This window comes from Thermus thermamylovorans (assembly GCF_004307015.1).
Lineage (GTDB): Bacteria > Deinococcota > Deinococci > Deinococcales > Thermaceae > Thermus > Thermus thermamylovorans.
In genome coordinates this window covers 98,606-116,815 of sequence record NZ_SIJL01000002.1, presented here as the reverse complement: position 1 = coordinate 116,815, position 18,210 = coordinate 98,606, and the positions used below count along the sequence as shown (strand labels likewise).

Below are 18,210 nucleotides of genomic sequence, written 5' to 3'. Positions count from 1 at the left end.
TAGAATGCCCCTGGGCGGAAGCCCGTGGGAGGTCAAACCATGAAAAGCCCCGTTCGGGTGGCGGTAACCGGCGCCGCAGGCCAGATCGGCTACAGCCTCCTCTTCCGCATCGCCGCGGGGGAGATGCTGGGCAAGGACCAGCCCGTGATCCTGAAGCTCCTGGAGATCCCTCAGGCCCTCCGAGCCCTGGAGGGGGTGGTGATGGAGCTAGAGGACTGCGCTTTCCCTCTCCTGGCAGGGGTGGAGGCCACCGACAACCCTAGGGTAGCCTTCCAGGACGTGGACTACGCCCTCCTGGTGGGGGCCGCCCCCCGGAAGGCGGGCATGGAGCGCCGGGACCTCCTGGAGATGAACGGCAAGATCTTCACCGAGCAGGGCCGGGCCCTGGCGGAGGTGGCCAAGCGGGACGTGAAGGTCCTGGTGGTGGGCAACCCTGCCAACACCAACGCCCTCATCGCCTACAAAAACGCCCCCGGGCTCGATCCCAGAAACTTCACCGCCATGACCCGCCTGGACCACAACCGGGCCAAGGCTCAGCTGGCCAAGAAGACCGGGGTGGGCGTGGACCGGATCCGCCGGGTGGCGGTTTGGGGCAACCACTCCTCCACCATGTTCCCCGACCTCTTCCACGCGGAGGTGGACGGCAAACCCGCCCTGGAGCGGGTGGACATGGGCTGGTACGAGAAGGAGTTCATCCCCACCGTGGCCCAAAGGGGCGCGGCCGTCATCCAGGCCCGGGGGGCTTCTAGCGCCGCCAGCGCCGCCAACGCCGCCATCGAGCACCTCCGCGACTGGGTCCTGGGCACCCCGGAGGGGGACTGGGTCTCCATGGCCGTCCCCTCGGACGGCGCCTACGGCACCCCCGAGGGCATCGTCTACTCCTTCCCCGTGACCGCCAAGGGCGGGGAGTACCGGATCGTGGAAGGCCTGGAGATTGGCGAGTTCGCCCGGAAGCGGATGGAGATCACCGCAAAGGAGCTTCTGGACGAGATGGAGCAGGTCAAGGCCCTAGGGCTCATCTGAGGACACCCCGCCCTCAGCCCCTGGGGCCTGAGGGGTGGGGGCTCCGGCGTGGGGCTGCCGCGGGCCTTCCCCCGCGCCTAGGGGAGGGGTGGGAAGGGTTTGGCGGGAAAGGGCATCAGGTTTTGTCCAGCTCAAAGGCCTGGTGTACCGCCCTCAAGGCTGCCTCCGCGTACTGGGCGGGGATGATGACGGAGATGCGCACCTCGCTGGTGGCGATCATCTCGATGTTGGCCCCGGTGGAGGCCACCGCCCGGAACATCTTGGCGGGGATCTCCGGGGCCGAGGCCAGCCCCACCCCCACGATGGACACCTTGGCGATCTCCGGGCGGAGGATGGCCTCGCCGCCGATCTCGGCGAGTACGGGCTCGAGGGCCTCCAAGGCCTCCTGGGCGAAGTCCCTTTTCACCGTGAAGGCCATCTGCTGCCGGGAGGGGTCGTGGCCGGGCACCCCCTGGATGATCATGTCCACGGCGATGCCCCTTTCGGCCAGGGCCTGGAAGACCTTAGCCGCGATCCCCGGCTGGTCGGGGATGCCGATGAGCCCGATCTGGGCGTGGTCCAGGTCCAGGGCCACCCCCGTCACCGCCTTGCCCATTTCCATGCTGACCTCCTTCACCAGGGTACCGGGGTTGTAGGAGAAGCTAGAGCGCACGTGGAGCACCACCCCGTAGCGCTTGGCGTAGTAGACCGCCCGGGGGTGGAGGACCCTGGCCCCCAGGGCGGCCATCTCCAGCATCTGGTCGTAGCCGATGGTTTCCAGCTTCCTGGCCTCGGGGATCAGGTGGGGGTCGGTGGTGTAGACCCCTTCGGTGTCGGTGTAGATCTCGCACTCCTTGGCCCCCAGGGCGGCGGCGATGGCCACGGCGGTGGTGTCCGACCCCCCCCGGCCCAGGGTGGCGATCTCCCCCTCCGCCGTGGTACCCATGAAGCCGGCGATCACCGCCACATAACCCTGGTCCAGAGCCTCTTGGATGCGGCTGGGGTCCACCTCCAGGATGCGGGCGTCCCCGTAGCGCCCGTCGGTCCGGATGCCAATCTGGTGCTGCACAAAGCCCCTGGCGGGGATACCCATGGCCCAAAGCTGCATGGCAAGGAGAGCCACCGAGACCTGCTCTCCCGTGGTGGTGAGGAGGTCCAGCTCCCGGAAAGGGGGTCTCGGGTTCACCCTTTTGGCCAGGGCGATGAGCTCGTCGGTGGTGTGGCCCATGGCCGACACCACCACCGCAAGTTTATGCCCCTTCTCCCGGTAGTGGGCGATGCGCTGGGCCACCTTGTGGATGCGCTCCAGGTCGCCCACCGAGGTGCCGCCGTACTTCTGTACCACCAGGGCCACGCGCGCCTCCTTCCCGCCCAGGGGGCGGCTTGAAGAGGAATACTATCACATTTGCCCTCCCGCCCCAAGACCCGTATCCTGGAGCGTCGTGGCCCTGACCCTAGCGGAATACCACCGCCTAACCCCCCTGCCCCGGTCCGGGGGGGTGCTTTACGTGAAGCCGGGGGCCCGGGGCTACCGGGACCCCGTCTACGGCCTGCTGCAGCAGACCGTGGCCCCCTTCGGGGAGCGGGCTTTGGACCTCAACCCCGGGGTGGGCTGGGGCAGCCTCCCCCTGGAGGGGCGGATGGCCGTGGAGCGGCTGGAGACCTCGAGGGCCGCCTTCCGCTGCCTCCGGGCAAGCGGCCTCTCTGCCCGCCTCGCCCCCCCTTGGGAGGCGGAAGAAGAGGCCTACCACCTGGTGGTCTTGGCCCTGCCCGCGGGCCGGGGAACAGCCTACGTGCAAGCGAGTTTGGTGGCCGCTGCGCGCGCCCTGAAGATGGGGGGGCGGGTGTACTTGGCGGGGGACAAGAACAAGGGCTTCGAACGCTACCTCAGGGAGGCCAAGGGCCTCTTGGGCTACGGGGAGGTGCTGCGGCGGGAAGGGTCGGTGCGGGTGGCCCTGTTGGAGAAGGAGAAGGAGGCCCCGCCCTTTGCCCCCCTCTGGCGGAGCTTTCGCGCCTGCCTCCTGGGGGAGGAGTACGCCTTCTTCCACCTCCCCGGGGTCTTCTCCGCGGGCAAGGTGGACCGGGCCTCCCTCCTGCTCCTGGAGGCCCTCCTGGGGGAGGTGGGCCGGGAAGGGGTGCGGGGCCAAAGGGTCCTGGACCTGGGGGCAGGCTACGGGGCCCTCACCCTGCCCTTGGCCCGGATGGGGGCCGAGGTCACCGCGGTGGAGGACGACCTGGTCTCCGTCCTCTCCCTCCAAAGGAGCCTGGGGGGAAACGGCCTCACGGCCCGGGTCCTGCACTCCGACGTGGACGAGGCCTTGACGGAAAGGGAGCGGTTTGACATCATAGTGACGAACCCCCCCTTTCACGTGGGGGGTGCGGTCATCCTGGATGTGGCCCAGGCCTTCGTGGAAGCGGCGGCGGCCCGGCTGAAGCCGGGCGGTGGGTTTTTTCTGGTGGCCAATCCCTTCCTCAAGTACGAACCCCTGCTGGAGGAGCGTTTCGGCGCTTTTAGGACCCTTTTGGTACGGGAGTACAAGGTGCTCTTCGCTGAAAAGTCGAGGCCAAGCCAGCCTTAGGGAGGTCGGCGTTGAAGAAGGCCAAGAGCAAGAAGACCAAGACCATGGCGAGAGAAACAGGCGAGCACCCGAACCCCCGGGGCGAGGGGCAGGAGGAGGTGGAGGCCCCCTCCAGGACCCAGGTACTGGAGGTGGAAGCCCTCCCGGAGGAGCCTCCGGACCTCCCCGAGCCCGACCCCGAGCTCCTGGAGGCCGACCCGGACCTAGGCGCCTTGGACGAGCCCTTGGACCTCGAGGCCGACGACCTCCTTCTGCCCGAGGGCGAAGGCGAGGAGCTCTTCGAGGAGGAGGAGCTCGCCCTCCCCAAGGTCTCCACCTCCGACCCTGTGCGCCAGTACCTGCACGAGATCGGCCAGGTCCCCCTCCTCACCCTGGAGGAGGAGATCGAGCTGGCCAGGAAGGTGGAGGAGGGGATGGAGGCCATCAAGAGGCTCTCCGAGGCCACGGGGCTGGACGGGGACCTCATCCGCGAGGTGGTGCGGGCCAAGATCCTGGGGGCGGCCCGCATCGCCGAGATCCCCGGGCTCAAGGAGAAGCTGGACCCCAAGGTGGTGGAAGAGGTAGACGCCGGGCTCAAGGGCCTCCCCAAGGAGCTCAAACGCTACCTGCACCTCGCCCGGGAGGGGGAGGCCGCAAGGCAACACCTCATCGAGGCCAACCTACGCCTGGTGGTGTCCATCGCCAAGAAGTACACGGGCCGGGGCCTGTCCTTCCTGGACCTCATCCAGGAGGGCAACCAGGGCCTGATCCGGGCGGTGGAGAAGTTCGAGTACAAGCGCCGCTTCAAGTTCTCCACCTACGCCACCTGGTGGATCCGCCAGGCCATCAACCGGGCCATCGCCGACCAGGCGCGCACCATCCGCATCCCGGTGCACATGGTGGAGACCATCAACAAGCTCTCCCGCACCGCTCGCCAACTCCAGCAGGAGCTGGGCCGCGAGCCCACCTACGAGGAGATCGCCGAGGCCATGGGCCCGGGCTGGGACGCCAAACGGGTGGAGGAGACCCTCAAGATCGCCCAAGAGCCCGTCTCCCTGGAGACCCCCATCGGGGACGAGAAGGACAGCTTCTACGGGGACTTCATCCCCGACGAGCACCTGCCCTCCCCCGTGGAGGCCGCCGCCCAGAGCCTCCTCTCCGAGGAGCTAGAGAAGGCCCTCTCCAAGCTTTCCGAGCGCGAGGCCATGGTGCTCAAGCTCCGCAAGGGGCTCATCGATGGCCGGGAGCACACCCTGGAAGAGGTGGGGGCCTACTTCGGGGTTACCCGGGAGCGCATCCGCCAGATCGAAAACAAGGCCCTGAGGAAGCTCAAGTACCACGAGTCCCGCACCCGCAAGCTGCGGGACTTCCTAGACTAAAGGCTTTTGTCCGGTTTCCGCTGGGCCAGGGAACGGGACAGCCTCACCCAGGACCCAGGGGGAAGCGGGCGATCTCCACCAGGTCGTCTCCCTCCTGGTCCTTCACCAAGGCCACCTCCCGGACCAGGAAGGAACCGCGGGGAGGCGGAGGCAGGCTTCGAAGCAGGCGTTGCGCTTCCTCCTCGGGAAGCTCCAGGGCTAGGGTCAGATGGGGCACATAGCTTGGCCCCTCGATCTCCTTAAGGGGTGGGGCCAGGGGTTCCAGGGCGTGGTAAAGCCGCCTGAAGGGGGTCCCCCCGTAGGCCCTGAGGTAGACGACCCCTTGGGGAAAATACGCCCATCCCCCAAGGCGCAGGCGAAAGGGAGCGTGCCCACGCAGGATACCCGCAAGGGCGATCTTCAGGGCCTCCTCTTCATAGGGCCAGTCAAAGGGCTGGCGGAGGTTCAGGTGGGGCGGGCCGAAGCCCTTCACCCCATGGGCCGCCTGAAGTTCCTCCATAAAGGCCATAAGGTCGGCGGGCGGCCAAACCAGAACCCCGTACACGCCGCCAGTATACACCCCCGGTTTATTAAATTAAATCTAGTTTACCCCGGTAAACCCGGCCCATGGACCTCCTCCCCTCCCAGAGGGTAAGGTCGGCCCGCATCCTTGGCTCCAGGCGGCCGTAGTCCCGCCAGCCCGCCGCCAGGGAAGCCCCTTCCGCGGGCGCCCAAAGGACCTTTTCCGGGGAAAGGCTCTCCTCGGGAACCAGGGGGTGGGAGGTGGCGGCGAGGAAGTTTCGCCCGTACCCCAGCGGGGCCACCGGGGCGTCGGAGCCGAAGGCCAGGGTTCCGCCCTCCGGAGCAACCTTCGCCCTGATGTCCCAAAGAGGGAACCGAGCCTTAATCTCAGCACCCAGCTTGCCGGGCCCTCAAGGTAGCCATTCCCCTCCCGGCAAGGGTCTACTTGATTAAGCGATTTTCTATTAGGTAAATATCATTAAAAAGACGCAAAACTTCTACCTTAGTAAGGGACTGATTACCCTTGACTTTCATTATAGTTGGGGTAAACACTACCCACAACCAAGGGAGGTAACCATGAAAAAAACCGTTTTGGCCTCTCTGTTTTCGATTCTGCTGTTGGCTTCTTTCAGCGCATCCACCATTCCCCGGGAGTGGGCGGAAAGCCCCCACAACAACAGGGAAATGGGTTCCCAAACCCTCCAGCAGGTTCCCGTGGAAATCCGGGGAGAGGGAACCCGCCATTGTGCCCGCTGCCACAGCGAGCAGGGCTTTTTGGCCTGGCTAGAGCAGTTAAAGCAGGGAAATCCTGGTCATCTGGTAGGACCCGACGGCAGGCTCGCCACGGTGGAGCACTTGCGATCTTTGGGCCTCACCCAGGCCGACGTCCGACCCATTACCTGCCAAACCTGCCATGACGCGGACTGGAACCTGCGCGTGGTCAACAACACCCCGGTACTGCCCTCCGGCTTCCAGGCCAGTGCGGTGGGTGCGGGCGCCCTGTGCATGGTTTGTCACAGCACCCGCGAAGGGAAGATCAGCTGGAATGCCGCCGATCACGGACGCTACACCTCCCCCCACTATTCTGCCCAGGGCGATGTGCTTCTGGGCAAGAACGCCTACTTCGTGGACGACACGCAGGAATGGCTGAACCCCCACGCCCACTTCACTGGTGGCTCCTGCGTTACTTGCCACATGCGGCTCACCCGGGAGGAGTACACCAGCCACACCTTTAAGGCCCCAGAAAACCTTTGCACCTCCTGCCATGGTCCGAAGTTCCAGCGGGAGATGGTGGCCCAAGGCTTTGAACAGCTGATGAAGCAGGTAGAGGCCCGCATCAGCCAGCGGGTAGCAGCGGTCTCCAACCGCATCAGGACGGTACGGGCCTACAACCCAGAAACAGGGCAGTTTACCCCCAACGTGGCCGTGGAGGGACGGGTAAGGAGGGTAGAAATCCTTTCGGCAGCGGGACAAATCGCCTTGCGGCTCGTCTTGGAAGACGGTAGGGAACTCATCAGCCAGCTAGGAGATATCCGAGACGGGGAAGGGCAGCCTGTGTTTCCCACCGGAGACCCTGTGGTGCGGGCTGCCTGGAACTACCTCCTCCTGAAGTACGGGGGAGCCAGAGGAGTGCACAACCCTACCTACACCTATACAGTCCTTACCGCCACCCTGGAAGCTCTGAAGTAACTCCCCGCTCTCACCACAGGCCCCGGAGCACGCCCCGGGGCCTTCCCTTAAGATGGGGCCGTGGAGCGCACCTATCTCTACCGGGGCCGCATCCTGAGCCTGGCCCTGGAAGGCCGTTACGAGATCGTGGAGCACAAGCCGGCGGTAGCCATTTTGGCCGTGCGGGATGGGAAGATGCTCTTCGTGCGCCAGCACCGCCCGGCGGTGGGGCTCGCCCCCTTGGAGATCCCCGCGGGGCTTATTGAACCCGGGGAAGATGCCCTGGAGGCCGCCAGGCGGGAGCTGGCCGAGGAAACGGGCCTCACCGGGGACCTCACCCCCCTCTTCAGCTACTTCGTCTCCCCCGGGTTCACCGATGAGAAGACCCACGTCTTCCTGGCGGAGAACCTGAGGGTAGCAGAAGCCCCTCCCGACGAGGACGAGAGGATCGAGGTGGTCTGGCTGGAACCGGAGAGGGCTTTGCAGCTTCACCGCCGGGGCCAGGTGGAATTCTCGGCCACCGGGATCGTAGGGATCCTCTACCACCATGCTTTTCTCCGAGGTCGCTGACGTACCCCAGGGGCCCAAGGTGGTGGCCGTGGGCTCCTTTGACGGGGTGCACCTGGGCCACCAGCACCTCCTTCGCCAGGCCCTGGCCGAGGCCAAGGCCTTGAAAGAACCCCTCCTGGTCTACACCTTCGACCCCCCCGCCAAGGTCTTCACCCGGGGAGAGGGCTTCCTCATGGACCTCACGGAAAAGGTGGAGGCCTTAAGGGCCCTGGGGGTAGAGCTGATCCTGGCCGTACCCTTCAACGAAACCTTCGCCAGGAGGCGGGCGGAGGAGTTTCTGGAAGACCTGAGGGCTTTGGGGGCCAGCCGCATCCACGTGGGGGAGGACTTCCGCTTCGGCCAGGGGCGGAGGGGGGGCCCGGAGGACCTGGCGCAGGTGGCCCCGGTGCGCACCGTCCCCCTCCTCACCCTGGGGGGGGAACCGGTGAAGTCCAGCCACATTCGGGCCCTCCTCCAGGAGGGCCGGGTAGAAGAAGCCCGCCACCTCCTGGGCCGCCCCTACGGGGCCTACGGGGTGGTGGTGGAGGGGGATGGGCTGGGGCGGAGGCTGGCTTTCCCCACCGCCAACCTGGCCGTCCATCCCAAGAAGGTCCTCCCCCCCGGGGTCTACGCGGTGGAGGCCCAGGGGGCTTTCGGCCGCTACCGGGGGGTGGCCAACGTGGGTACCAGGCCCACCTTGGGCGGAGGGGAACGGCGGCTTGAGGTCCACCTCTTGGGTTTCGCCGGGGAGCTTTACGGGGAGGAGGTACGTGTGTCTTTCCTGAAACACCTCCGGGAGGAAAAGCGCTTCGCCAACCCAGAGGAACTCAAGGCCCAGATCGCCAGGGACGTGATGGCTGCCCGGGCCTACTTTGGCCTCTAGGGACACCTTTCCCCCCAAGGCGGGCGTAGGCTGGAACCGTGGACTGCACCCGTCTGGCCGAGGTTCTAAGCGAGGCCCGGGGACGACAGGAGGTTTTTCGCCGGGCCCTTACTGCCCTGGAGGAGGCGGGGGTTATCCGCTGCGGCGAGGCCTACTGGGTGGGAGAGAGCCTCTCCTTATTGCAGATGCAAGCCTGCCGCGCGAACTGCTCTCTAGCACCCTGGTCCCGGGCCCTGGCGGAGGAAGCCCTACGGCAGGGAACCCGGGTGGAAAGGGATGGTTTCGTGGCCCTGCCCCTGCGGCAAGGGAGCAGAACCTTGGCCGTGTTGGTGCTAAAGTTAGAATTGGGTCAGAAAATTCCAGAAGCCCTCCCTGCCCTCCTCCTCCTGGCCTTAAGGCGCCCCGGGCTGGAGCTTTCGGGAAGGCTCCTTTGGGCCCAGGAGGAGGAAAGGCGCCGGGTGGGCCGGGAACTCCACGACGGAGTAGGCAGCCTCCTCACCGCTGCTCTCCTCACCCTGAAGGTGGCAGAAAGGCGGCCGGAACAGCTTGCCGAGGCCCGGAGGCGTGTGGCGGAGGCCCTGGAGGAGGTCAGGAGGCTCTCTAGAGAGCTCCGCATGCCACTTTTGGACGACCTGGGCCTTAAGGAAGCCCTCAAACGCTATCTAGAGGAGTATCGCAAGGGAGGGGTGGAGGTCGAAGCTCATCTGGAGATCCCACCCCTGCCCAAGGAGAAGGAGGTAGCCCTCTTCCGGGTGGTGCAGGAGGCCCTCACCAACACCCTGCGCCACGCCCAGGCCCAGCGGGTGCAGGTGCGCCTGTGGCGGGAAGGGGACCGGCTTTTCGGGGTGGTGGCGGACGACGGGGTGGGCTTTGACCCGGAGAAGACCCCGGCCTCCGTAGGGATGCTGGGCATGCAGGAGCGCATCCAGGGCCTGGGGGGAAGCCTCCTGGTCCACTCCGTCCCGGGGCAGGGAACACGGGTGGAGTTCGGGGTGCCCCTATGAGGGTGGTGCTCCTGGAGGACCACCACCTGGTCCGGAAAGGGCTCCGCCTCCTCCTGGAGGAGGGGGGGCACCGGGTGGTGGCGGAGTTCGCCACCGCCGAGGAGGCCCTGGCCGCCCCCTGGGAGGCGGACCTGGTCCTTTTGGACCTGAACCTTCCGGGGATGGGGGGCCTCGAGGCCCTCCCGGAGCTGGCCAAGCGGGCCAAGGTGCTGGTGGTCTCCATGCACGACGAGCCCGCCTACGTGGCCCGGGCCTTTCAGCTCGGAGCCCGGGGCTACCTCCCTAAGCACGCCCTGGACCAGGAGCTCCTGGAAGCCATGGAGCGCCTGAGGCGGGGCCTGCGCTACCTGCACCCGAGCCTCACCGAGGCCCTCCTGGATGGGCAGGCCGAGCCCGGCCCCGAGGCCCTTTCGGAACGGGAAAAGGCGGTGGTAGCGCTCCTCGCCCATGGCTACACCCTTTCCCAGGCCGCCGAGCGTCTGGGGCTTTCCGTAAAGACCGCCTACACCTACAAGCAGCGGGCCCTGAACAAGCTGGGCCTTATGGACACGCCGGACCTGGTGCGCTGGGCCCGGGAGCACGGCCTGGCCTGACGGCCTCCCCTCCCGGGCAGGGTAGACCCCGGGTGGGCACTCGGGACATTTTTCCCAAGGACATTTGCCTTAGGATCCCTTCCGACAGGAAGCGGTAAACCCTTCCGTCTTGTGAAAGAGAGGGCAAGCTCTAGCTTGGAACCAGGAGGTGCGCGATGGAACTCCTGGGCTGGGTTACCGCAAGCCTCTTCGCACCACCGGGGGAGGCCCTCTTCCGAGGGTTTGGGGCAGGAACCCTGGAGGAGGCCTTGGAGGAGCTTACCGGCCACCCCGTGGTCCTGCCTCGGGTGCCCCCAGAGGAGCTCCAGGCCGCCTACACCGCCCTTTTTGTAGCCAATCCCAGGGGCGTCCCCGCTCCCCCTTACGCCGGTTACGCCCTGGACGGGGAGCTTCTCGGCCCTTCCCTCCACCGGCTCCTGGCAGTCTACCGGGAGGGGGGCCTCGAGGTGCAGGAGTCCTGGCGGGACCTGCCCGACCACCTGGCGGCCCTGGGGGAGGCTATAGCCCTCCTGGGCCCCCGTCGGCCCGACCTGGCCCGAAGGCTCCTGGAGGAGTTCCTGGGCCCCTGGCTGGGGCGCTTCGGTCAGGCGGTAAAGGCCCACGACCCCACCGGCTTCTACGGCACGCTGGTGGGCCTGTTGGAGGAGGCCATCCATGCAAAGACGGGAGTTTCTCAAGCTTAGCGCCCTGGGCGTGGGGGTAGGGGCCCTGGCCCTCAAGGGGAGCGGCCCCGCGAGGGCCCTAAAGACCCCTTGGTACGCCCAGGAGGTGCGGACGGTCTACCAGATCTGCGAAGGGTGCTTCTGGCGCTGCGGCATCGTGGCCCACGCGGTGGGCAACCGGGTCTACAAGGTGGAGGGGTACGAGGCCAACCCCAAAAGCCGGGGCCGCCTCTGCCCCCGGGGCCAAGGGGCGCCCCAGACCACCTACGACCCCGACCGCCTGAAGCGGCCCCTGATCCGGGTGGAAGGGAGTGAGCGGGGCGAGGGCAAGTACCGGGTGGCCACGTGGGAGGAAGCCCTGGACTACGTGGCCAAGAAGATGCTGGAGATCAAGGAGAAGTACGGCCCGGAGGCCATCGCCTTCTTCGGCCACGGCACGGGAGACTACTGGTTCGTGGACTTCCTGCCCGCCGCCTGGGGCAGCCCCAACGCCGCCAAGCCCTCCGTATCCCTCTGCACCGCTCCCCGGGAGGTGGCCGCCCAGTGGGTCTTCGGCCGTCCCATCGGCGGCCACGAGCCCATCGACTGGGAAAACGCCCGCTACATCGTCCTCATCGGCCACCACATCGGGGAGGACACCCACAACACCCAGCTCCAGGACTTCGCCCTGGCCCTGAAACGGGGGGCCAAGCTGGTGGTGGTGGACCCCCGGCACTCCACCGCCGCGGCCAAGGCCCACCTCTGGCTTCCCATCAAGCCGGGCACGGACACCGCTTTGCTCCTCGCCTGGATCCACGTGCTCATTTACGAGAACCTTTACGACAAAGAGTACGTGGAGAAGTACACCACGGGCTTCGAGGAGCTCAAGGCCCACGTGAAGGACTTCACCCCCGAGTGGGCCGAGGGGCACACGGAAATCCCCGCGGAAACCATCCGCCGGGTGGCCCGGGAGATGGCGGCCCACAAGCCTAAGGCGGTGCTGCCCCCCACCCGGCACAACACCTGGTACGGGGACGACACCTACCGGGTGATGGCCCTCCTCTACGTGAACGTGCTCCTGGGGAACTACGGGCGGCCGGGCGGCTTCTACATCGCCCAAAGCCCCTTCCTCCCCGAATACCCCACGCCGCCGCTTCCCCTCAAGCCCGCGGCCGGGGGGTGCGCAGGGCCCGCGGTGGGCGACGCGGAACCCGAGGGCTTCCGCCCCAGGGCGGACAAGGGCAAGTTCTTCGCCCGCACCACGGCCATCCAGGAACTCATCGAGCCCATGATCACCGGGGAGCCTTACCCCATCAAGGGCCTGTTCGCCTACGGGGTGAACCTCTTCCACTCCATCCCCAACGTACCCCGCACCAAGGAGGCTCTCCGGAAGCTCGACCTCTACGTGGCCATCGACGTCCTGCCCCAGGAGCACGTGATGTGGGCGGACGTGATCCTGCCCGAGGCCACCTACCTGGAGCGCTACGACGACTTCGTCCTGGTGGCCCACCAGCGGCCCTTCATCCAGCTCCGGGTCCCCGCCCACGAGCCCCTCTTCGACACCAAGCCCGGCTGGTGGATCGCCCGGGAGCTGGGCCTCAGGCTGGGCCTGGAGGAGTTCTTCCCCTGGCAGACCATCGAGGAGTACCTGGACACCCGCCTGCAGGCCATCGGCTTCGACCTGGAAACCCTGAAGGGCATGGGCACCCTGGTGCAGCGGGGCCGGCCCTGGCTGGAGGACTGGGAGCGGGAAGGCCGCCTCCCCTTCGGCACCCCCTCGGGAAAGATCGAGCTCTACTGCCAGGCCTTCAAGGAGGCGGGCCACCAGCCCCTTCCCGTCTTCACCCCCCCGGAGGAGCCCCCGGAGGGCCACTATCGCCTCCTCTACGGCAGAAGCCCCGTGCACACCTTCGCCCGCACGCAAAACAACTGGATCCTCATGGAGATGGACCCGGAAAACGAGGTCTGGATCCACCGAGAGGAAGCCCAGAAGCTCGGGCTCAAGAACGGGGACTACGTGACCCTGGTGAACCAGGACGGGGTCAAGGAGGGCCCGGTGCGGGTGAAGGCCACGGAGAGGATCCGCAAGGACTGCGTCTACATCGTCCACGGCTTCGGCCACAAGGCCCCCCTCATGAAGGTGGCCCACGGCCGGGGAGCCTCGGACAACTACCTGCAGACCCGGTACAAGCTGGACCCCATCTCCGGCGGGGCGGGCCTAAGGGTGAACTTCGTCCGGCTAGAGAAGGCAGAACGCCCCAGGCTCCCCTCCCTCACCGCCTTGGCCAAGCGGCCCTTTGACGAAAGGAGGACGTGATGCCCCGGTACGCCATGGCCATAGACCTTAGCCTCTGCGTGGGCTGCGCCGCCTGCGCGGTGGCCTGCAAGATGGAAAACCAGGTGCCCCCAGGGGTCTTCAACCTCTGGATAAGGGAGCGGGAGGTGGGGGCCTACCCGGACCTCACCGTGGAGTTCCGCCCCGAGCAGTGCCTGCACTGCGAAAACCCCCCCTGCGTCCCCGTCTGCCCCACGGGGGCAAGCTACCAGAGGGAGGACGGGCTGGTCCTGGTGGACCCCAGGCGGTGCATCGCCTGCGGGGCCTGCATCGCCGCCTGCCCTTACGACGCCCGCTACCTGCACCCCGCGGGCTACGTGGAGAAGTGCACCTTCTGCGCCCACCGCCTGGAAAGGGGCCAGGCGCCCGCCTGCGTGGCAACCTGTCCCACCTTCTGCCGCACCTTCGGCGACCTGGACGACCCGGAAAGCCCGGTTTCCCGGGCCCTGCGGGAGGCGGGGCGGGTGGACGTGCTTCGGCCGGAGCTGGGCACCAGGCCTAAGCTCTTCTACCTCAACGCCCCCTCCAAGCGGGGGCTCACCCAGGAGCGGCAGGTGAAGGAGGTGCGCCATGACTGAGTTCTACGGCCTCCCCAACGCGGGGGAGTTCTGGCACTGGACCAACGCCCTCCATTTCGTGCTGGTGGGGCTAGCGGGGGGGATGGCCCTTCTCGCCGCCCTCCTCCACCTCAAGGGGCACGAGGAGGCGCGGCGCTACACCCTCCTCGCCCTCCTCTTCATCGCCCTGGACCTCTTCGTCCTCTGGGCGGAATCCCCGGCCCGCTTCCGCTTTAGCCACGCCTGGCTCTTCCTCTCCTTCCAGCCGGCAAGCCCCATCTGGTGGGGAGCCTGGGGGCTGGCCCTGGGCTTCCTCGCCTCCGGCCTCCTCTACCTGGGCAGGGGGCCGCGGAAGCCCCTGGCCTGGGCCCTGCTCCTCTGCAGCCTGGTAGCCCTGGCCTACCCGGGGATGGCCCTGGCGGTGAACGCGGGCCGTCCCCTCTGGAACGCCCTCATGGCGGGGATCTTCCCCCTCACCGCTCTAGCCCTCACCCTGGGGGTGGCGGCCCTCCTCCGGGGCGTCTGGGCCCTCTACCCCTTGCGGCTCCTTCTCGGGGCTTCCCTCCTCCTGGCCTTCCTCTACCCCCTCACCTTAAGCCCCGAGGCCCGGGGGCACCTGTGGGAAGAGGGGGGGATTCTCTACGGCCTCATCCTCCTCCTGGGCCTGGGGGTTTTCTGGCGGGAGCGGCTTGCTCCTTGGGCGGGCTTCTTGGCGGCAGCAGGCCTACGGGCCCTTTTGGCAATGGTGGGGCAGTGGCAAGGTCTTGGCCTTTAAGGGGTCTTACCCCTTGAGCGCAAAGGAGGTGTAGGATGAAAGGCTACAGGTTCGCTTGGCTCGGTCTCCTTCTGGTCCTTCCGGTTCTGGCCCAGGCCACTACGGCCACCTTCTCCGCCATGACGGTGCGGGAGGTAGGCAACTTCCTCTCCACCCTGCCCGCGGGGTTCTACGCCATGGCCCCGGCGGTGGCCAAGCAGCAGATGGACGCCATGGACGTCTTCCTCCTGGACGTGCGGGAGCCCAGCGAGTTCCAGGCGGAGCGGATCCAGGGAGCGGTGAACATCCCCATCCGCGACCTGCCCCGGCGCATCGGTGAGGTGCCCAAGGGCAAGCCGGTGATCGTGTACTGCAAGGTGGGCCACAGGGGCGCCATGGCCACGGTCTTCCTGCGGGGCCAAGGCTACAACGTCCAAAGCATCAGCGGCGGGCTGGACGCCTGGAAGGCCGCGGGGCTTCCCGTGGTGAGGTAGATGGAAGTAGGCGGGGGCGGGGCCTTTAGCCCCGCCCCCTTTTCCCCTAGGGAAGACCCGGCTCGTCGAAGTGGGTGAGCTTGGGCTGCCGGTTGGCCCTGAGCTCATCCAGGCGGCGCACGGGGGTGGAGTAGGGGGCGCCCTCGAGCCACTCCTTGGGCTTTTGCAGGAGGGCCCCCATGGCCTCGGCGAAGGCCTCGAGAGTCTCCTTGCTCTCGGTCTCCGTGGGCTCCACCATGAGGGCCTCCTTGACGATCAAGGGGAAGTAGACCGTAGGGGGGTGGAAGCCGAGCTCTAAAAGGCCCTTGGCGATGTCCAGGGCGCGGAACCCCTGGGGGGGTTGGGCCACGAACTCGTGCATGCAAGGCCCCTCGTAGGGCACCCGGTACCCCTTCTCCTTGAGGAGTTCTTCCAGGTAGCGGGCGTTGAGAACGGAGAGGGCCGCGGCCCGCTTGAGGCCCGGAAGGCCCAGGGTGCGGATGTAGGCCCAAGCCCGCACCAGGGCCAGGAAGTTCCCGTAGAAGCTCCGCACCCGGCCGATGCTCTTGGGGCGGTCAAAGCTGAGGTAAACGCCCTCCTCCCCCCGCTCCACCGTGGGCACGGGCAGGTAGGGGGCCAGGTGGGCCCTCACCCCCACCGGCCCCGAGCCCGGTCCCCCGCCCCCGTGGGGCACGGTGAAGGTCTTGTGCAGGTTCAGGTGGACCACGTCGAAGCCCATGTCCCCGGGGCGGGCCCAGCCCAGGATGGCGTTCAGGTTGGCCCCGTCGTAGTAGAGCTGGACCCCGGCCTCCTTGGCCAGGCGGGAGATCTCCAGGATGCGCCGCTCAAAAAGGCCCAGGGTGTTGGGGTTGGTGAGCATGATGGCCGCCACGTGGGGGCCGAGCTCCCGCTTCAGGGCCTCGAGGTCCACCTCCCCGTCGGGCCCCGAGGGCACCTCCTTCACCCCGTAGCCCGCCATGCTGGCGGTGGCGGGGTTGGAGCCGTGGGCGGAGTCGGGAACCAGGACGAGCCTGCGGGTCTTCCCTTCCCCCCGGTCCTCGTGGTAGGCGCGGATGATGAGGATCCCCGTGAGCTCCCCGTGGGCCCCAGCCGCAGGCTGCAGGGTGATGGCGTCCATGCCGGTGAGGGCCTTCAGGTACTCCGCAAGCTGCCACATGAGCTCCAGGGCGCCCTGGGCCGTCCCCGGGTCCTGGTAAGGGTGGAGGTGGGCGAAGGGCCTTACGGCCTCCTCGTGGAGCTTGGGGTTGTACTTCATGGTGCAGCTCCCCAGGGGGTAGAAGGTGGTGTCCACCCCCACCTGGCGGCGGGAGAGCCCCGTGTAGTGGCGCACCAGGGTGAGCTCGTCCACCTCGGGGAGGCGGGGGGGGCTTGGCCGCAGGAACTCCTGGGGAAGGAGGTCCTCCGCGGGGGGCACCCCCTTCACGAGCCTCAGGCCCCGCCTGCCCTTGCGGCTCCGCTCGAAAATCAGGGGAAAGCTCATGCCAGCACCTCCTTGAGGGCGTCCCTAAGCCGGAGGAGGTCTTCCTCCGTGTGCAGCTCGGTGGCGGCGAAGAGGGCCAGGTTCTCCCCGTACTCCCGGGGCACGGGGGTGGCGGCGTGGAGGCCCCTTTGGGCCAGGGCCCGCCGCACCTCCACGGGGGGCTTGGGAAGCCTCAGGGCGAACTCGTTGAAGAAGGGCTTCGGGGTAAAGGGCTCCACCCCCGGGATCTCCAGAAGAAGCTCCCGGAGGCGGTGGGCCATGGCCACCCCCTGCAGGGCCACCTCCTTAAGCCCCTCTGGCCCCAGGGCCGCCAGGTACATGGCCCCCATGAGGGCGGTGAGCTGGGCGTTGGTGGTGATGTTGCTCTTGGCCTTGGCCCGGCGGATGTACTGCTCCCGGGCCTGGAGGGTGAGGATGAAGCCCCGCCTCCCCTCCGCGTCCACCGTCTCCGAGACCAGCCGTCCGGGGATCTGGCGCACAAAGGCCTTCTTCGTGGCCAGGTAGCCAAAGTGGGGCCCGCCAAAGCCCATGGGCAGCCCCAGGCTCTGCCCGTCCCCCACGGCGATGTCCGCCCCGTAGGCCCCCGGGGGCTTGAGCACCCCCAAGGAGAGGGGGTCGGCCACGACCACGAAAAGCGCCCCCGCGGCGTGGGCGGCCTCCGCCAGGGGGGAGAGGTCCTCCAGGGCCCCCAGGAAGTTGGGGTTTTGCGCCACCACCGCCCCCACCCCCTCGGGCACCTCCCCCAAGGGGGTGCGGCCCCCCTCCAGGGGCAGGGTGTGGAGCCCCGCCCCCACCGCCTCGAGGTAGCTCCCCAGCACCTGCCGGTACTCGGGGTGTACCCCCTGGGAGACCAGGACCCGCATCCTGCCCGTCTCCCGGAGGGCCAGGAGCACCCCCTCCGCCAAGGCGGTAGCCCCGTCGTAAAGGGAGGCGTTGGCCACCTCCAGGCCCGCAAGCTCGGCGATCATGGTCTGGTACTCGAAGGTGGCCTGCAAGACCCCTTGGCTCACCTCCGGCTGGTAGGGGGTGTAGGCGGTGAGGAACTCCCCCCGGGAGCCCAAGGCCTGGACCACCGGGGGGGTGTGGTGGCTACGGATCCCCCCGCCTAAGAAGGCCCTGTGGGCGGGCTGGTTCCTCGCGGCAAGGCGGTTTAGCTCCTCCAGGACCGCCCACTCGGGCAGGGGTTCGGGCAAGGCGATCCCTGGGTTCAAGATCTCCTCGGGCAGGTGCCGGTAAAGGTCCTGAAGGCTTTCCGCCCCCACCTTCTCCAGCATGGCCCGGATCTCCTCTTCCGTGTGGGGCGCGTAGTCCATACTCCCATCCTTAAACAAAGGCCCCGGGCCATTTGACCCGGGGCCACAGAGGGGGCTTGCCGACCCCTTAGGCGCCGGACCCGGCCAAGCCCCCGGGCCGCCATGGCCTCAGGCCTCACCCTCCAAAGCCTCCTGGTACCCCTCCGCGTCCAGGAGGTCGTCCAGGTGGTCTATGTCCAGGGGGCGGATGCGGAAGATCCAGCCCTCCCCATAGGGGTCCTGGTTGATGAGCTCCGGGGTCTTCTCCAAGGCGGCGTTCACCTCCACCACCTCCCCGGCCACGGGGGCGTAGATGTCGGAGGCGGTCTTCACGCTCTCCACCACCGCCACCGCTTCGCCTTTTTCCACCTTCCGCCCTACCTCGGGAAGCTCCACGTAGACCACGTCCCCCAAAGCGTCCTGGGCGTAGTCGGTGATACCCACCAGCACCGTGTCCCCTTCGGGCAGGGCCCATTCGTGGGTCTTGGTGTAAAAGCGGTCCTTGGGTATGTCCATGGCG

The 18,210-nt window shown here is 67.5% G+C and carries 19 protein-coding genes; 13 read left to right on the top strand and 6 right to left on the bottom strand.

The window, feature by feature from the left end:
• Window positions 1-39 precede the first annotated feature (39 nt).
• A complete protein-coding gene (locus ETP66_RS02135; RefSeq protein ID WP_130840174.1) occupies window positions 40-1,023 on the top strand; it encodes a malate dehydrogenase in 984 nt (327 codons plus the stop codon).
• A gap of 115 nt (window positions 1,024-1,138) precedes the next feature.
• Here the strand turns inward: ETP66_RS02135 and ETP66_RS02130 are convergent, their stop codons facing one another.
• Window positions 1,139-2,356, bottom strand: coding sequence for an aspartate kinase (locus ETP66_RS02130; RefSeq protein WP_130840172.1), 1,218 nt, complete (start codon window positions 2,354-2,356; stop codon window positions 1,139-1,141).
• A gap of 88 nt (window positions 2,357-2,444) precedes the next feature.
• Between ETP66_RS02130 and ETP66_RS02125 the strand changes: the two genes are divergently transcribed.
• Together ETP66_RS02125 and rpoD are read left to right on the top strand one after the other, a co-directional pair.
• On the top strand, window positions 2,445-3,581 hold the full coding sequence (locus ETP66_RS02125; RefSeq protein WP_130840171.1) for a class I SAM-dependent methyltransferase: 1,137 nt from the start codon (window positions 2,445-2,447) through the stop codon (window positions 3,579-3,581).
• 11 nt (window positions 3,582-3,592) lie between these two features.
• Window positions 3,593-4,939 (top strand): RNA polymerase sigma factor RpoD, encoded by a 1,347-nt coding sequence (rpoD, locus tag ETP66_RS02120; protein ID WP_236630072.1) that lies wholly within the window; start codon window positions 3,593-3,595, stop codon window positions 4,937-4,939.
• 43 nt (window positions 4,940-4,982) lie between these two features.
• Here rpoD and ETP66_RS02115 read toward each other — a convergent pair whose 3' ends face one another.
• Both ETP66_RS02115 and ETP66_RS02110 read right to left on the bottom strand, forming a co-directional pair.
• Window positions 4,983-5,483: a 2'-5' RNA ligase family protein gene (locus ETP66_RS02115; RefSeq protein ID WP_130840169.1), complete on the bottom strand. Its 501-nt coding sequence runs from the start codon at window positions 5,481-5,483 to the stop codon at window positions 4,983-4,985.
• Between the two features lie 25 nt (window positions 5,484-5,508).
• The gene (locus tag ETP66_RS02110; protein ID WP_236630071.1) at window positions 5,509-5,742 is read right to left on the bottom strand and encodes a hypothetical protein; all 234 of its coding nucleotides are present in this window, start codon (window positions 5,740-5,742) and stop codon (window positions 5,509-5,511) included.
• A 274-nt stretch (window positions 5,743-6,016) separates the two neighbouring features.
• Here ETP66_RS02110 and ETP66_RS02105 point away from each other — a divergent pair, with 274 nt between their 5' ends.
• The 10 genes from ETP66_RS02105 (at window position 6,017) to ETP66_RS02060 (ending at window position 14,918) form a co-directional block, all read left to right on the top strand.
• Complete coding sequence (locus ETP66_RS02105) at window positions 6,017-7,129, top strand: cytochrome c3 family protein (RefSeq protein ID WP_130840167.1); 1,113 nt, start codon at window positions 6,017-6,019, stop codon at window positions 7,127-7,129.
• A 60-nt stretch (window positions 7,130-7,189) separates the two neighbouring features.
• Window positions 7,190-7,678: an NUDIX domain-containing protein gene (locus tag ETP66_RS02100; RefSeq protein ID WP_130840165.1), complete on the top strand. Its 489-nt coding sequence runs from the start codon at window positions 7,190-7,192 to the stop codon at window positions 7,676-7,678.
• Window positions 7,656-8,540 carry a riboflavin biosynthesis protein RibF gene (gene ribF / locus ETP66_RS02095; RefSeq protein ID WP_130840164.1) on the top strand — a complete coding sequence of 295 codons (885 nt, stop codon included), beginning with the start codon at window positions 7,656-7,658 and terminating at the stop codon, window positions 8,538-8,540. The genes ETP66_RS02100 and ribF overlap by 23 nt, the downstream gene beginning before the upstream one ends.
• Window positions 8,541-8,578: 38 nt before the next feature.
• Window positions 8,579-9,544: a sensor histidine kinase gene (locus tag ETP66_RS02090; RefSeq protein WP_130840162.1), complete on the top strand. Its 966-nt coding sequence runs from the start codon at window positions 8,579-8,581 to the stop codon at window positions 9,542-9,544.
• Complete coding sequence (locus ETP66_RS02085) at window positions 9,541-10,137, top strand: response regulator (RefSeq protein WP_130840160.1); 597 nt, start codon at window positions 9,541-9,543, stop codon at window positions 10,135-10,137. Before ETP66_RS02090 ends, ETP66_RS02085 begins: the two co-directional genes overlap by 4 nt.
• 155 nt (window positions 10,138-10,292) lie before the next feature.
• A complete protein-coding gene (locus tag ETP66_RS02080; protein ID WP_130840158.1) occupies window positions 10,293-10,820 on the top strand; it encodes a TorD/DmsD family molecular chaperone in 528 nt (175 codons plus the stop codon).
• Complete coding sequence (locus ETP66_RS02075) at window positions 10,792-13,095, top strand: molybdopterin-dependent oxidoreductase (protein WP_130840156.1); 2,304 nt, start codon at window positions 10,792-10,794, stop codon at window positions 13,093-13,095. The genes ETP66_RS02080 and ETP66_RS02075 overlap by 29 nt, the downstream gene beginning before the upstream one ends.
• Window positions 13,095-13,691: a 4Fe-4S dicluster domain-containing protein gene (locus ETP66_RS02070; RefSeq protein ID WP_130840154.1), complete on the top strand. Its 597-nt coding sequence runs from the start codon at window positions 13,095-13,097 to the stop codon at window positions 13,689-13,691. The genes ETP66_RS02075 and ETP66_RS02070 overlap by 1 nt, the downstream gene beginning before the upstream one ends.
• On the top strand, window positions 13,684-14,445 hold the full coding sequence (locus tag ETP66_RS02065; RefSeq protein WP_130840152.1) for a polysulfide reductase NrfD family protein: 762 nt from the start codon (window positions 13,684-13,686) through the stop codon (window positions 14,443-14,445). Before ETP66_RS02070 ends, ETP66_RS02065 begins: the two co-directional genes overlap by 8 nt.
• A gap of 35 nt (window positions 14,446-14,480) precedes the next feature.
• Window positions 14,481-14,918, top strand: coding sequence for a rhodanese-like domain-containing protein (locus ETP66_RS02060; RefSeq protein ID WP_130840150.1), 438 nt, complete (start codon window positions 14,481-14,483; stop codon window positions 14,916-14,918).
• Window positions 14,919-14,964: 46 nt separating this feature from the next.
• On the opposite strand, the gene gcvPB is transcribed toward ETP66_RS02060, so the two are convergent.
• The 3 genes from gcvPB to gcvH all read right to left on the bottom strand — a co-directional run bounded on the left by gcvPB (window position 14,965) and on the right by gcvH (window position 18,206).
• Window positions 14,965-16,398 carry an aminomethyl-transferring glycine dehydrogenase subunit GcvPB gene (gene gcvPB, locus ETP66_RS02055; RefSeq protein ID WP_130840149.1) on the bottom strand — a complete coding sequence of 478 codons (1,434 nt, stop codon included), beginning with the start codon at window positions 16,396-16,398 and terminating at the stop codon, window positions 14,965-14,967.
• Window positions 16,395-17,711: an aminomethyl-transferring glycine dehydrogenase subunit GcvPA gene (gene gcvPA, locus ETP66_RS02050; RefSeq protein WP_130840147.1), complete on the bottom strand. Its 1,317-nt coding sequence runs from the start codon at window positions 17,709-17,711 to the stop codon at window positions 16,395-16,397. The genes gcvPB and gcvPA overlap by 4 nt, the downstream gene beginning before the upstream one ends.
• A 108-nt stretch (window positions 17,712-17,819) precedes the next feature.
• Window positions 17,820-18,206 carry a glycine cleavage system protein GcvH gene (gene gcvH / locus ETP66_RS02045; protein WP_130840145.1) on the bottom strand — a complete coding sequence of 129 codons (387 nt, stop codon included), beginning with the start codon at window positions 18,204-18,206 and terminating at the stop codon, window positions 17,820-17,822.
• Window positions 18,207-18,210 lie beyond the last annotated feature (4 nt).